Source organism: Klebsiella sp. CN_Kp100 (assembly GCF_040065315.1).
In the GTDB taxonomy this organism is placed as follows: Bacteria; Pseudomonadota; Gammaproteobacteria; order Enterobacterales; family Enterobacteriaceae; genus Klebsiella; species Klebsiella oxytoca.
On record NZ_JBEAIJ010000004.1, the window covers coordinates 1 to 13,762 of the forward strand.

Below are 13,762 nucleotides of genomic sequence, written 5' to 3' on the forward strand. Positions count from 1 at the left end.
GAGCACGACCTTGCCAAGGTCGGGGTCGCGAGTTCGAGTCTCGTTTCCCGCTCCAAATTTCTTCTTATACCTGATTTATCCACAGCGCAATCACGCGCCGGGGATGATTTTCGTCCTGTCCAGAAAATACTGTGAACAGACTTATCCACAGGTTAATCTTTTGCCTTAATCCCGAAAAATACTTCACTATGTAAATAGTATTTATCTATATTGTTGAAATATAATAAGAAAATTTCATTTCAAAGTGTTAACTCGATCGCTTGACGAACGTCTGCATGTTGAAACGCAATGTGTTTTTATTTTTATTCACACCCTGTGAATGAATCAGGCGTCGCGCGGTAACCCTTTTTCAACCACCCTGACCAGCCGTAGCTTTTTCGGTAGTTGCACCTCAATCACATTGGCATTTCTTTTTGCAATTTGCTGCGCAATCGCCCATTCGATATGTTCGTCGAGAAGTGGGTGCTCACCCCGGCGGCTTTCCAGCGCCTGCAGGTTCGCTTCATTCCAGGGCGCATTGCCCAACGCAACGGCGATATTACGCAGCCAGCGCAGATGACCAATACGGCGAATGGCCGATCCTTCCGTCACTTTTAAAAACCAGGGCTCGCTCCAGGCGAACAGTTCTACCAGCGCCGGGGCATGCAGCGCCTGACGCGGGCTGAAATCATCTTCATCGGTTAATTGCGCGAAGCGGTTCCACGGGCAAATCAGCTGGCAGTCATCACAGCCGTATATGCGGTTACCGATCAGCGGACGAAATTCTTCCGGAATAGCGCCTTCCAGTTCGATAGTCAGATAGGAGATACAGCGCCGGGCATCAACGGTATAGGGCTCGACGATGGCGCCGGTTGGGCAGATGGTCATGCAGGCAACGCAGCGTCCGCACTCTTCTTCAACGGGCTGGTCGACGGGAAGAGGGAGATCGATAAGCAATTCGCCGAGGAAAAAGAACGAGCCGGCATCGCGGCTAAGGATGAGTGAGTGCTTACCTGTCCATCCCAGCCCCGCTTTTTCGGCTAAAGGGCGTTCAAGAATCGGCGCGGAATCGACAAAAGGTCTAAAATTGAGCGAAGCACACTGCCCCTGAATCATCTCACCTAATTTTTTCAGGCGATTACGTAACAGCTTGTGATAGTCCCGTCCAAGGGCATAACGGCTAACGTAACCCAACGCGGGATCTTTCAGGGTTCGGGCGAAAGCGGCATTAGCGGGAAGATAGTTCATCCTGACGCTAATCACGCGGAGCGTACCGGGCTGGAGTTCATGAGGTCGCGCGCGCATCATGCCATGACGCGCCATCCACTCCATTTCGCCATGGTATTGTTTATCCAGCCACGCCTGCAGTTTAGGTTCGCTGGCGCTGAGATCGGTATCGGTAATACCGACCTGCTGGAACCCCAGCTCTGTGCCCCATTGTTTGATTTGCTGCGCTAACTGATTGAGATCGAGGGGCTGTGACATGATGGACCATACGATGACGAAAAACGCCGACAGTATACCACATATCATCTGGTCGGCGGATGCGCTACGGCGGGCGGAAAAAGAGGCGGCGGATGCCCTCGGGCTGACGTTATACGAGCTGATGCGTCGTGCGGGCGAAGCGGCTTTTGAACGGGCTTACGAGCACTATCCTGAAAACCGGTGCTGGCTGATTCTCTGCGGTCACGGCAATAACGGCGGCGACGGCTACGTGGTGGCTCGCCTGGCGCAGTCGCGAGGTATTCAGGTCACGCTGGTGGCGCTGGATAGCGAGAAGCCGCTGCCGGAAGAGGCCAGTACCGCGCGTGAAGAGTGGCTCAACGCCGGCGGTACGATTCATGCCGCCGACATCGCCTGGCCAGAAGATATCACGCTAATTATTGACGGCCTGCTCGGGACCGGATTGCAGAGCGCTCCACGGGAAAACGTTGCGGAGCTTATCGCGCGCGTTAATGCCCATCCGGCGCCGGTTGTGGCGCTGGATATCCCCTCAGGTCTGAATGCGCAGACGGGGACCACGCCGGGTGCGGTTATCCAGGCCGCTCATACCATCACCTTTATCGCGCTTAAGCCCGGATTGCTGACCGGCAAGGCTCGCGATGTCGTTGGCCGCTTGCATCACCACGCCCTGGGGCTTGAGGGTTGGCTGGCAGGCCAGACGACGGCGCTCAGTCGCTTCGATGCCTCGAAGCTTGCCGACTGGCTACCGCCCAGACGCCCAACGTCGCACAAAGGCGACCACGGGAAGCTGGTCATTATCGGCGGCGAACCGGGTACGGCGGGAGCCATCCGCATGAGCGGCGAGGCGGCTCTGCGCGCGGGCGCCGGGCTGGTGCGAGTCCTGACTCACCGGGACAACATTGCGCCCATTCTGACCGCCAGGCCTGAACTGATGGTCCATGAGCTGACCTCCCGCTCGCTCGAAGAGAGTCTGCAATGGGCGGATGTCGTCGCGATTGGGCCGGGTCTGGGGCAGGGCGAGTGGGGTAAAAATGCGCTGCGCCAGGTGGAGAATTTTCGCAAACCGATGGTCTGGGATGCGGATGCGCTGAACCTGCTGGCAATCAATCCCGATAAACGTCACAATCGCGTGCTGACGCCGCATCCCGGCGAAGCCGCTCGTCTGCTGAACGTGAGTGCGGCAGAAATTGAAAGCGATCGCTTACATTCTGCACAACGTCTGGTAAAACGTTATGGCGGCGTCGTTGTGCTGAAAGGCGCAGGTACGATCGTGGCGAGTGACGCTGGCGAGACGGGTATTATCGATGCCGGCAACGCCGGAATGGCCAGCGGCGGAATGGGCGATGTCCTGACCGGCATAATTGCTGCGTTGTTAGGCCAGCAGCTGACGCCGTATGATGCCGCCTGTGCCGGATGCGTTGCTCATGGCGAAGCCGCCGATCGTCTGGCGGCCAGATACGGCACCCGCGGCATGCTGGCGACCGATCTTTTTTCCACGCTCAGGCGTGTTGTTAACCCGGATGTGATTGACGTAGACCATGATTAATCGAGTGATTCCTTTACCCGACGAGCAGGCAACTCTCAGCCTTGGCAACCGCGTAGCGCAGGCATGCACTGGCGCGACGGTCATCTATTTGTACGGCGATTTAGGGGCGGGTAAGACGACCTTTAGCCGCGGTTTCCTTCAGGCTCTCGGTCACCGCGGCAACGTTAAAAGCCCGACCTATACCCTTGTCGAGCCTTATAGTCTCGATAAGTTGATGGTCTATCACTTCGATCTCTATCGCCTGGCGGACCCTGAAGAGCTCGAGTTTATGGGGATCCGCGATTATTTTACCGACGACGCCATCTGCCTGGTGGAATGGCCGCAGCAGGGTACAGGCGTACTGCCGGAACCGGATGTTGAAATTCACCTTGAATATCAGGCTCAAGGGCGTGAGGCGCGCGTAACTGCGGTCTCCTCATTGGGTGAGTCTTTATTGGCGCGTTTGGCTAATTAGCCTGAAGGACGACGGGATGATGTATCGCTTAACCAGTTGGCTGACCGCCGCACTGATGCTGTTCAGCATTCAGGCCACTGCGGCAAGTTTATCCGATATCCAGGTCTCAAATGGCGATCGGCAGGCCCGTATTACCATAAGTTTTATCGGCGACCCTGAATATTCGTTTAGCCCGCAGGGCAAACGCACCGTCGCGCTGGATATCAAACAGAGCGGCGTACTCCAGGGCTTGCCGCTGCAGTTTAGCGGCAATAATCTGGTAAAAAGCATTCGTTCCGGAGCGCCGCAGGATACCCAGTCGCTGCGTCTGTTGGTGGATTTAACCGCCGACGGCAAAACGCGCGCGGTGAAACAGCAGAACGGTTCTAACTATACCGTGGTGTTTACGATTAATGCCGATGAACCGCCTCCGCCTCCGCCACCGCGTGTCGTGGTGAAACAGGCAGAACGGCCCGTGGCGCAGCCCGTGCGTCCGAGCGAGCCGGCGCGCAACCCGTTTAAAGCCGATAACGACCGCCTGACTGCGGTGACCAGTACGACCAGCGTAACGCGTCCTGCGGCACGTACCGTTTCTAGCGACGATAAAGTGATTATCGCCATTGATGCCGGTCACGGTGGCCAGGATCCCGGAGCGATTGGTCCGAACGGCACTAAAGAGAAGAATGTGACCATCGCGATTGCGCGTAAGCTCCGCGCGCTGCTGAATGCCGATCCTCAGTTCAAACCCGTGCTGACGCGCGACGGCGATTATTTCATTTCAGTTATGGGGCGTTCTGACGTCGCGCGTAAGCAAAACGCCAATTTCCTTGTCTCGATTCACGCCGACGCTGCACCGAATCGCGATGCTACCGGAGCATCGGTTTGGGTGCTTTCCAACCGTCGCGCGAACAGCGAAATGGCCGGCTGGCTCGAGCAACATGAGAAACAATCCGAACTGCTGGGCGGTGCAGGCGATGTGTTGGCCAACAGCCAGTCGGACCCTTACCTGAGCCAGGCGGTGCTGGATTTACAGTTCGGCCATTCCCAGCGCGTCGGGTATGATGTGGCGACTAACGTGCTGAGCCAGCTGCAGCGGATCGGCGATTTACATAAGCGTCGTCCTGAACATGCCAGCCTCGGTGTACTGCGCTCGCCGGATATCCCGTCAATCCTGGTGGAAACGGGGTTTATCAGTAATAACGGCGAAGAGCGGCTGCTGGGCAGCGATGCTTATCAACAGCAAGTCGCAGAGGCCATTTATAACGGTCTGCGTAACTACTTTATGCAACATCCTCTACAATCCGCGCCGCGCGGGGCAGCCGCGCAGACTGCCAGCGCAGGTTCGTCAGATGGGACGCTGTTAAATTAAGGAGACGGCCATGCCGATTCAGGTTCTACCGCCGCAGCTCGCCAACCAGATTGCCGCAGGTGAAGTGGTGGAACGACCGGCGTCGGTGGTTAAAGAGCTGGTGGAAAATAGCCTCGATGCCGGGGCGACGCGCATCGATATTGATATTGAGCGCGGCGGCGCGAAGTTAATCCGCATCCGCGATAACGGCTGCGGCATTAAAAAAGACGAGCTGGCGCTGGCGCTGGCTCGCCACGCGACCAGTAAAATTGCTTCGCTTGATGATCTTGAAGCGATAATTAGCCTCGGTTTTCGCGGCGAAGCCCTGGCCAGTATCAGCTCAGTCGCTCGCCTGACGTTGACCTCGCGTACCGAGGATCAGCAGGAGGCCTGGCAGGCCTATGCCGAAGGACGCGATCAGGCAGTAACCGTGAAGCCGGCGGCCCACCCGGTGGGTACGACGCTGGAAGTACTGGATCTGTTTTATAACACCCCCGCCCGGCGCAAGTTTATGCGCACTGAGAAAACCGAGTTTGGCCATATCGACGAGATCGTACGGCGCATCGCGCTGGCGCGCTTTGACGTGACCATTAACCTCAGCCACAACGGAAAGGCCGTGCGCCAGTACCGGGCGGTATCGCAGGATGGCCAGCGCGAACGGCGTCTGGGCGCAATCTGCGGTTTGCCGTTTCTCGAACATGCTCTGGCTATCGAGTGGCAGCACGGCGACCTGACCCTCAGCGGCTGGGTGGCCGATCCTCTGCATACCAATCCGACGCTGGCGGAGATTCAGTATTGCTATGTCAACGGACGGATGATGCGCGATCGCCTGATTAATCACGCGATCCGTCAGGCCTGCGAAGACAAATTGGGCGCCGATCAGCAGCCCGCTTTTGTGCTGTACCTGAAGATAGATCCGCATCAGGTGGATGTGAACGTGCACCCGGCCAAGCATGAGGTGCGTTTTCATCAGTCGCGCCTGGTGCACGATTTTATCTATCAAGGCGTGCTAAGCGTTCTGCAGCAGCAGCTGAACGCTCCTCTGGCAGAAGAGGGCGCAGAACCCGCGTCGCGTCAGGTACCTGAAAACCGCATTGCGGCAGGCGGCAATCATTTTGCCCAGCCCGCCGTCGCGCGTGAAACCGCCGCTCCCCGTTATCGTGACGAGCCCGTCGCGCCGCGCTTTAATACCAGCACCGGCGGCTCGCGAGAATCCGCTGCCACGGGGTCATCTGGCGGAGCCGGCTGGCCGCATGCGCAGCCAGGTTATCAAAAACAGCAGGGGGCGCTCTATCGCCAACTGCTGGATACTCCGGCCGCGGAGCGAAAACCAAAATCTCCTGCGCCGGTAGCGGAAGGCCTGGCAGGCCATAGCCAAAGTTTTGGCCGCGTGCTGACGATCGTCGATAACGACTGTGCGCTGCTGGAGCGCGACGGTAAGCTTGCGCTGCTGGCCCTGCCGGTTGCCGAGCGCTGGCTACGCCAGGCGCAGCTAACGCCGGGCGCGGAGGCGGTCTGTGCCCAGCCGCTGCTTATCCCGCTGCGGATAAAAGTGTCCGGGGCGGAAAAGGACGCGCTTGAGCAGGTGCAGTCGGCGCTGGCAGAAGTCGGTATTGAACTACAGTCCGATGCGCACTACGTGACGATCCGCGCAGTGCCTTTACCCTTAAGACAACAAAATTTACAAATCTTGATTCCTGAACTGATAGGCTACCTGGCGCAGCAAAAAACATGCGACGCCGACAATATTGCTCAGTGGATAGCGCGTAATCTGGCGAGCGAACATGCGCAGTGGAATATGGCGCAGGCGATTGCCGTCCTGGCGGATATCGAGCGTTTATGTCCGCAGCTGGTTAAAGCGCCGCCGGGTGGCCTGTTACAACCTGTTGATTTACATTCGGCGATGAATGCCCTGAAAGATGAGTGATGTAACCGAGGCAAGCCTGCCTAAGGCAATATTTTTAATGGGCCCGACGGCCTCTGGTAAAACCGCATTGGCTATCGCCCTGCGTAAAGTTTTGCCAGTAGAGTTGATTAGCGTTGATTCAGCCCTAATCTATCGAGGGATGGATATCGGTACGGCCAAGCCCGATGCCGCAGAGCTGAGCGCTGCGCCGCATCGCCTGCTGGATATTCTGGACCCGGCCGAGGCTTATTCCGCGGCGGATTTCCGTCGCGATGCGCTGGCAGAGATGGCTGATATCGTTGCGGCCGGGCGTATTCCGCTACTGGTTGGCGGAACAATGTTGTATTTCAAAGCGTTGCTGGAAGGATTGTCGCCTTTGCCTTCGGCAGATCCGCAGGTCAGAGCGCGGATTGAGCAACAGGCCGCAGAGCAGGGATGGAACGCGTTACACCAGCAGCTACAGGAAATAGATCCCGTTGCCGCAGCGCGTATTCATCCAAATGATCCGCAAAGACTTTCCCGAGCACTGGAAGTTTTTTTCATTTCGGGTAAAACTTTAACGGAGCTGACGCAAACGTCAGGTGATGCTCTGCCGTATAAGGTGCACCAGTTCGCCATCGCCCCGGCGAGCCGTGAACTGCTCCATCAGCGCATAGAACAGCGTTTTCATCAGATGTTGGCTTCAGGTTTTGAAGCAGAAGTGCGGGCGCTTTTTGCCCGGGGAGATTTGCATACGGATATGCCTTCCATTCGTTGTGTCGGATATCGCCAGATGTGGTCTTACCTTAATGGCGAGATCCCGTATGATGAAATGGTTTATCGAGGTGTTTGCGCCACGAGACAGTTAGCTAAACGTCAGGTTACCTGGCTGCGCGGTTGGGAAGGTATTCACTGGTTAGACAGTGAACAACCTGAACAAGCGTTCAACAAAGTATTACAGGTTGTTGGTGCTAGCCTGGACTGAACGTGTACAATTGAACGGTATCGTGCGTAATTTTTAAGAATCGTAAGGTTCTGAGTACAAAACAAGCATACATATAAGGAAAAGAGAGAATGGCTAAGGGGCAATCTTTACAAGATCCGTTCCTGAACGCTTTGCGTCGGGAACGTGTTCCGGTTTCTATTTATTTGGTGAATGGTATTAAGCTGCAAGGGCAAATTGAGTCTTTCGATCAGTTCGTGATCCTGTTGAAAAACACGGTCAGCCAGATGGTCTATAAGCACGCAATTTCTACCGTTGTCCCGTCTCGCCCGGTGTCACACCACAGCAACAATGCTGGCGGCGGTACTAACAACTATCACCACGGTGGTGGTGCGCAGGGTTCTTCTGCACCGCAGCAAGACAGCGAAGACGCCGAATAAGGCAGATGCTGTTTTTCCACGTCGGGGAGCCAGGTTTTCTGCGTTCCCCGCTGGTATTTTATAAGGGGTTTACGCTTGTTTGACCGTTATGATGCCGGTGAGCAGGCGGTACTGGTACACATCTATTTTTCGCAAGACAAAGATATGGAAGATCTCCAGGAGTTTGAAACTCTGGCCTCTTCCGCCGGTGTCGAAGCAATGCAGGTGATTACCGGTAGCCGTAAAGCACCGCACCCGAAGTATTTTGTTGGTGAAGGTAAAGCTGTCGAAATTGCGGAAGCCGTAAAAGCGACCGGTGCATCGGTCGTGCTATTCGATCATGCCCTGAGTCCGGCGCAGGAACGAAATCTCGAACGCTTATGCGAATGTCGGGTTATCGATCGCACCGGCCTGATTTTAGATATTTTTGCCCAACGAGCGCGTACCCACGAAGGGAAACTGCAGGTTGAGCTGGCGCAGCTGCGCCACATGGCGACTCGCCTCGTTCGCGGCTGGACCCACCTTGAAAGACAGAAAGGCGGGATTGGTTTGCGCGGCCCGGGTGAAACCCAGCTCGAAACTGACCGCCGATTGCTGCGTAACCGTATTATGCAGATCCTGTCGCGACTGGAAAAAGTTGAAAAACAGCGCGAGCAAGGACGGCGGTCACGGGCCAAAGCCGATATACCCACCGTGTCGTTGGTCGGTTATACCAACGCCGGTAAATCCACGCTGTTCAATCAGATAACTGAAGCTGAGGTCTATGCAGCGAACCAGCTGTTCGCCACTCTGGATCCGACGCTGCGCCGCATCGATGTCCCTGATGTTGGTGAAACCGTGCTGGCGGATACCGTAGGTTTCATTCGTCATCTGCCGCACGATCTGGTGGCCGCGTTTAAAGCGACTCTCCAGGAGACGCGCCAGGCGACGCTGCTGCTGCATGTCATTGATGCGGCGGATGTTCGCGTGCAAGAAAATATTGACGCAGTAAATACGGTACTCGCGGAAATCGAGGCCGATGAGATCCCGGCGCTGCTGGTCATGAATAAAATCGACATGCTGGATGATTTTGAGCCGCGTATCGATCGGGATGAAGAAAACAAACCGATTCGGGTCTGGCTTTCCGCCCAGACCGGGGTTGGCGTACCGCTGCTTTTTCAGGCTTTGACGGAACGGCTCTCTGGTGAAGTGGCTCAGCATACGCTGCGCCTGCCGCCGCAGGAAGGCCGGTTGAGAAGCCGATTCTATCAGCTTCAGGCGATAGAGAAAGAGTGGATGGAGGATGACGGTAGCGTTGGTCTGCAGGTGCGCATGCCGATCGTTGACTGGCGTCGCCTCTGTAAACAAGAGCCAGCGCTGGTTGAATACGTGATTTGACCTTGCAGCTTGCCTGAAGATATTAACCCCTGTGGGGATATCAAAAACAAATATGGAGCATATACATGGCGTGGAATCAGCCCGGTAATAACGGACAGGACCGCGACCCGTGGGGAAGCAGCAATAACCAAGGCGGCAACTCTGGGGGAAATGGCAACAAAGGTGGTCGCGAGCAGGGACCTCCCGATCTGGATGATATCTTCCGTAAGCTAAGTAAAAAACTTGGCGGCCTGGGCGGCGGGAAAGGTGGACTGGGCGGCGGTAGCGGCTCACAGGGACCACGCGGGCCTATGGGCGGACGTATCGTCGGCATCGTTGCCGCCGCTGCGGTTATTATCTGGGCAGCCAGCGGTTTCTATACCATTAAAGAAGCTGAACGTGGCGTCGTCACTCGCTTTGGTAAATTTAGCCATCTGGTTGAGCCTGGCCTTAACTGGAAACCCACCTTCATTGATAACGTTCAGGCGGTTAACGTTGAATCGGTGCGCGAACTGGCGGCCTCCGGCGTCATGCTGACGTCAGACGAAAACGTCGTGCGCGTTGAGATGAACGTACAGTACCGCGTGACCGACCCGGAACGCTATCTGTTTAGCGTGACCAGCGCTGACGACAGCCTGCGTCAGGCAACCGACAGCGCGCTGCGTGGCGTTATTGGTAAATACACGATGGACCGTATCCTGACCGAAGGGCGTACCGTCATTCGTAGCGATACCCAGCGTGAGCTGGAAGAGACGATTCGTCCGTATAACATGGGTATCACCCTGCTGGACGTCAACTTCCAGACGGCGCGTCCGCCGGAGGAAGTGAAAGCCGCATTTGATGATGCGATTGCCGCACGTGAAAACGAACAGCAGTACATTCGTGAAGCGGAAGCTTACACCAACGAAGTTCAGCCACGGGCTAATGGTCAGGCGCAGCGTATCCTTGAAGAGGCTCGCGCGTACAAGACCCAGACCGTTCTTGAAGCGCAGGGTGAAGTGGCTCGCTTTGCAAAAATTCTGCCTGAGTATAAAGCGGCTCCGGAAATCACCCGCGAGCGTCTGTATATCGAAACCATGGAAAAAGTGCTGAGCCATACTCGTAAAGTGCTGGTTAACGATAAGGGGAGCAACCTGATGGTTCTGCCTCTGGATCAGATGCTGAAAGGCGCTGGCGCGCCAGCGGCAAAGAGTGATAGCAGTGGCGCAAGCGATCTGCTGCGTCTGCCGCCTGCATCCAGCTCAAGCAGCGCCAGTAACGCTTCTACCTCTACGGGAGGCACCATTATGGACCAACGCCGCGCCAACGCGCAGCGTAACGACTACCAGCGTCAGGGGGAATAACGATGCGTAAATCTGTTATCGCGATAATTGTCATCGTGCTGGTGGTGCTCTATATGTCCATCTTTGTTGTCAAAGAGGGCGAGCGCGGTATCACGCTGCGTTTTGGTAAAGTTCTGCGCGACGATGAAAACAAACCGCTGGTGTATGCGCCTGGCCTTCACTTCAAGATTCCATTTATTGAATCCGTGAAGATGCTCGATGCGCGTATTCAGACGATGGACAATCAGGCCGACCGCTTTGTTACCAAAGAGAAAAAGGACCTGATCGTTGACTCTTATATCAAGTGGCGCATCAGCGACTTTAGCCGTTACTACCTGGCTACCGGCGGTGGTGACGTCTCCCAGGCCGAAGTACTGTTGAAGCGTAAATTCTCCGACCGTCTGCGTTCTGAAATTGGTCGTCTGGATGTGAAAGACATCGTGACCGACTCCCGCGGTCGTTTGACCCTGGAAGTGCGCGATGCCCTGAACTCAGGCTCTGCGGGCACAGAAGATGAAGTCAGTACGCCGGCTGCCGATGATGCAATTGCCAAAGCGGCGGAGCGAGTTGAAGCAGAAACGAACGGTAAGGTTCAGGTGATCAACCCGAACAGTATGGCGGCGCTGGGTATTGAAGTCGTCGACGTTCGTATTAAGCAGATCAACCTGCCTGCTGAAGTGTCTGAAGCGATCTACAACCGTATGCGCGCTGAGCGTGAAGCGGTAGCTCGTCGCCATCGCTCACAGGGTCAGGAAGAAGCTGAAAAACTGCGCGCGACTGCGGACTATGAAGTCACCAAAACGCTGGCGGAAGCCGAGCGCCAGGGGCGTATCCTGCGCGGTGAAGGCGATGCGGAATCCGCAAAACTGTTTGCTGATGCATTCAGTCAGGATCCAGGATTCTACGCCTTTATCCGTAGCCTGCGTGCGTACGAGAACAGCTTCAAGAGCAATCAGGACGTGATGGTTCTCAGTCCGGACAGTGATTTCTTCCGCTATATGAAATCTCCAGCGGCAGCGACTCGCTGATAAGCAATGAGTATGCAAAAAGGCGTCCATCGGGGCGCCTTTTTTACATGATGAAAGCGATTAATTACCGCGGTGTTTTTTATTCAATGAACCCACGGATGCTACGTTTTGCGAGAATGCTTCATTTATAAAACCAGCGCTTAATTCATTATCTTCGTTTCTGGGGTTAGTACGCTAATCGATCATTGAAATTAAGAAAAAACAAGTTGTTATGTATTTCATTTCATAAAGCCGGTTCATAACATTGATGAAATAGCGGAGAATGTGAAGTGAGTGCAACTCAACGCGAGTGAGCGACTGGTGCTGTACTGGCTGCATTTAAATAAAGGTGAATAATGAACTCAATAATCTGGTTGGCACTGGCGCTGGTTTTAGTACTTGAAGGGCTTGGACCGCTGCTTTATCCCCGCGCATGGCGCCGTATGGTCGCCACGATGAGCCAGCTACCGGATAATTTATTACGCCGCTTTGGCGGGGGACTTGTGGTTGCCGGCATCGTCATCTACTACATGTTGAGGAAAACGATTGGCTGAGCGCAAAGTAGACTAATTTACCGTCTTTTGAGTGCAAAAAGTGCTGTAACTCTGAAAAAGCGATGGTAGAATCCATTTTTAAGCAAACGGTGATTTTGAAAAATGGGTAACAACGTCGTCGTACTGGGCACCCAATGGGGTGACGAAGGTAAAGGGAAGATCGTCGATCTCCTGACTGAACGGGCTAAATATGTTGTGCGCTATCAGGGCGGTCACAACGCCGGCCATACTCTCGTAATCAACGGTGAAAAAACCGTCCTCCATCTCATTCCATCAGGAATTCTTCGTGAGAATGTCACCAGCATCATCGGTAACGGTGTGGTGCTGTCTCCGGCTGCGCTGATGAAAGAGATGAAAGGTCTGGAAGACCGTGGTATCCCTGTTCGCGAGCGTCTGCTGCTTTCTGAAGCTTGTCCGCTTATCCTCGAATATCATGTTGCGCTGGATGTTGCGCGTGAGAAAGCGCGCGGCGCGAAAGCTATCGGTACGACCGGTCGCGGTATCGGCCCGGCTTACGAAGATAAAGTGGCTCGCCGCGGTCTGCGCGTTGGCGATCTGTTTGATAAAGCTACCTTCGCTGACAAACTGAAAGAGGTGATGGAATATCACAACTTCCAGCTGGTGAATTTCTATAAAGCTGAAGCGGTTGATTACCAGAAAGTTCTGGATGACGTGATGGCGATTGCCGACATCCTGACCTCCATGGTGGTTGATGTTTCCGATCTGCTTGACCAGGCGCGTAAGCGTGGCGATTTCGTCATGTTTGAAGGCGCGCAGGGTACGCTGCTTGATATCGACCACGGTACCTATCCGTACGTAACGTCTTCCAACACCACCGCAGGTGGCGTGGCGACCGGCTCCGGTTTGGGCCCGCGTTATGTTGATTACGTTCTGGGTATTATCAAAGCTTACTCTACTCGCGTAGGCGCAGGCCCGTTCCCGACTGAGCTGTTTGATGAAACCGGCGAGTTCCTGTGTAAACAGGGTAACGAGTTTGGCGCCACCACCGGCCGTCGTCGTCGTACCGGTTGGCTGGATGCCGTTGCGGTACGCCGCGCGGTGCAGATTAACTCCCTGTCTGGTTTCTGCCTGACTAAGCTTGACGTCCTGGACGGCCTGAAAGAAGTTAAAATCTGCGTTGCCTACCGTATGCCGGATGGCCGTGAAGTGACCACCACTCCGCTGGCTGCCGACAACTGGGAAGGTATTGAGCCGGTTTATGAAACAATGCCGGGCTGGTCTGAAACCACCTTCGGTGTGAAAGAGCGCAGCGGTCTGCCGCAGGCAGCGCTGAACTACATCGCCCGCATTGAAGAGCTGACCGGCGTACCGGTTGATATTATCTCTACCGGTCCTGACCGTACCGAGACGATGATTCTGCGCGATCCTTTCGACGCATAATTATCTCCAGGGGCGCCGTTCAGGCGCCTCTTGTTTTTGCTGTTCGCCCGCCCCATTTAAATAAATTAGCGGCCTGAGCGCTGGCTGGTTTATCATCAATAGTAA

Annotated in this window: 12 protein-coding genes; 11 read left to right on the forward strand and 1 reads right to left on the reverse strand. The window is 55.3% G+C overall.

All coding sequences use genetic code 11. The annotated features are described in order from the left end of the window. Window positions 1-324: 324 nt before the first annotated feature. Entirely contained in the window at window positions 325-1,464 is a 1,140-nt protein-coding gene (gene queG, locus ABLV12_RS04025) for a tRNA epoxyqueuosine(34) reductase QueG (protein WP_004109161.1), read from the reverse strand. 13 nt (window positions 1,465-1,477) lie between these two features. Between queG and nnr the strand changes: the two genes are divergently transcribed. From nnr to ABLV12_RS04080, 11 genes are all read left to right on the forward strand, one after another. Next, window positions 1,478-2,989, forward strand: a complete 1,512-nt coding sequence (nnr, locus tag ABLV12_RS04030) for a bifunctional ADP-dependent NAD(P)H-hydrate dehydratase/NAD(P)H-hydrate epimerase (protein WP_160886455.1) — start codon at window positions 1,478-1,480, stop codon at window positions 2,987-2,989. After that, complete coding sequence (gene tsaE, locus ABLV12_RS04035; RefSeq protein WP_004109155.1) at window positions 2,982-3,443, forward strand: tRNA (adenosine(37)-N6)-threonylcarbamoyltransferase complex ATPase subunit type 1 TsaE; 462 nt, start codon at window positions 2,982-2,984, stop codon at window positions 3,441-3,443. The genes nnr and tsaE overlap by 8 nt, the downstream gene beginning before the upstream one ends. Before the next feature lie 16 nt (window positions 3,444-3,459). Then, window positions 3,460-4,791, forward strand: coding sequence for an N-acetylmuramoyl-L-alanine amidase AmiB (gene amiB, locus ABLV12_RS04040; protein ID WP_016809368.1), 1,332 nt, complete (start codon window positions 3,460-3,462; stop codon window positions 4,789-4,791). A gap of 10 nt (window positions 4,792-4,801) precedes the next feature. Further along, window positions 4,802-6,697 (forward strand): DNA mismatch repair endonuclease MutL, encoded by a 1,896-nt coding sequence (gene mutL, locus ABLV12_RS04045; RefSeq protein ID WP_064396584.1) that lies wholly within the window; start codon window positions 4,802-4,804, stop codon window positions 6,695-6,697. Continuing rightward, a complete protein-coding gene (gene miaA / locus ABLV12_RS04050) occupies window positions 6,690-7,640 on the forward strand; it encodes a tRNA (adenosine(37)-N6)-dimethylallyltransferase MiaA (RefSeq protein WP_016809366.1) in 951 nt (316 codons plus the stop codon). The genes mutL and miaA overlap by 8 nt, the downstream gene beginning before the upstream one ends. An 89-nt stretch (window positions 7,641-7,729) precedes the next feature. Next, window positions 7,730-8,038, forward strand: a complete 309-nt coding sequence (gene hfq, locus ABLV12_RS04055; RefSeq protein ID WP_004097968.1) for an RNA chaperone Hfq — start codon at window positions 7,730-7,732, stop codon at window positions 8,036-8,038. A 75-nt stretch (window positions 8,039-8,113) separates the two neighbouring features. Beyond that, window positions 8,114-9,394, forward strand: a complete 1,281-nt coding sequence (gene hflX, locus ABLV12_RS04060) for a ribosome rescue GTPase HflX (protein ID WP_004109143.1) — start codon at window positions 8,114-8,116, stop codon at window positions 9,392-9,394. A gap of 65 nt (window positions 9,395-9,459) precedes the next feature. After that, window positions 9,460-10,716 carry an FtsH protease activity modulator HflK gene (hflK, locus tag ABLV12_RS04065; RefSeq protein ID WP_004109140.1) on the forward strand — a complete coding sequence of 419 codons (1,257 nt, stop codon included), beginning with the start codon at window positions 9,460-9,462 and terminating at the stop codon, window positions 10,714-10,716. 2 nt (window positions 10,717-10,718) lie between these two features. Beyond that, window positions 10,719-11,723, forward strand: a complete 1,005-nt coding sequence (gene hflC / locus ABLV12_RS04070) for a protease modulator HflC (RefSeq protein ID WP_004109137.1) — start codon at window positions 10,719-10,721, stop codon at window positions 11,721-11,723. 335 nt (window positions 11,724-12,058) lie between these two features. Next, complete coding sequence (locus ABLV12_RS04075; protein ID WP_348866797.1) at window positions 12,059-12,256, forward strand: DUF2065 domain-containing protein; 198 nt, start codon at window positions 12,059-12,061, stop codon at window positions 12,254-12,256. A gap of 102 nt (window positions 12,257-12,358) precedes the next feature. Beyond that, window positions 12,359-13,657 (forward strand): adenylosuccinate synthase, encoded by a 1,299-nt coding sequence (locus ABLV12_RS04080; protein ID WP_004109135.1) that lies wholly within the window; start codon window positions 12,359-12,361, stop codon window positions 13,655-13,657. The last annotated feature ends 105 nt before the right edge of the window (window positions 13,658-13,762 follow it).

Excerpts from the sequence above, each read along its gene's own strand:
- queG (WP_004109161.1), bottom strand. The coding sequence starts at position 1,464 with ATGTCACAGCCCCTCGATCTCAATCAGTTAGCGCAGCAAATCAAACAA.
- nnr (WP_160886455.1), top strand. The coding sequence starts at position 1,478 with ATGACGAAAAACGCCGACAGTATACCACATATCATCTGGTCGGCGGAT.
- tsaE (WP_004109155.1), top strand. The coding sequence starts at position 2,982 with ATGATTAATCGAGTGATTCCTTTACCCGACGAGCAGGCAACTCTCAGC.
- amiB (WP_016809368.1), top strand. The coding sequence starts at position 3,460 with ATGATGTATCGCTTAACCAGTTGGCTGACCGCCGCACTGATGCTGTTC.
- mutL (WP_064396584.1), top strand. The coding sequence starts at position 4,802 with ATGCCGATTCAGGTTCTACCGCCGCAGCTCGCCAACCAGATTGCCGCA.
- miaA (WP_016809366.1), top strand. The coding sequence starts at position 6,690 with ATGAGTGATGTAACCGAGGCAAGCCTGCCTAAGGCAATATTTTTAATG.
- hfq (WP_004097968.1), top strand. The coding sequence starts at position 7,730 with ATGGCTAAGGGGCAATCTTTACAAGATCCGTTCCTGAACGCTTTGCGT.
- hflK (WP_004109140.1), top strand. The coding sequence starts at position 9,460 with ATGGCGTGGAATCAGCCCGGTAATAACGGACAGGACCGCGACCCGTGG.
- hflC (WP_004109137.1), top strand. The coding sequence starts at position 10,719 with ATGCGTAAATCTGTTATCGCGATAATTGTCATCGTGCTGGTGGTGCTC.
- ABLV12_RS04075 (WP_348866797.1), top strand. The coding sequence starts at position 12,059 with ATGAACTCAATAATCTGGTTGGCACTGGCGCTGGTTTTAGTACTTGAA.
- ABLV12_RS04080 (WP_004109135.1), top strand. The coding sequence starts at position 12,359 with ATGGGTAACAACGTCGTCGTACTGGGCACCCAATGGGGTGACGAAGGT.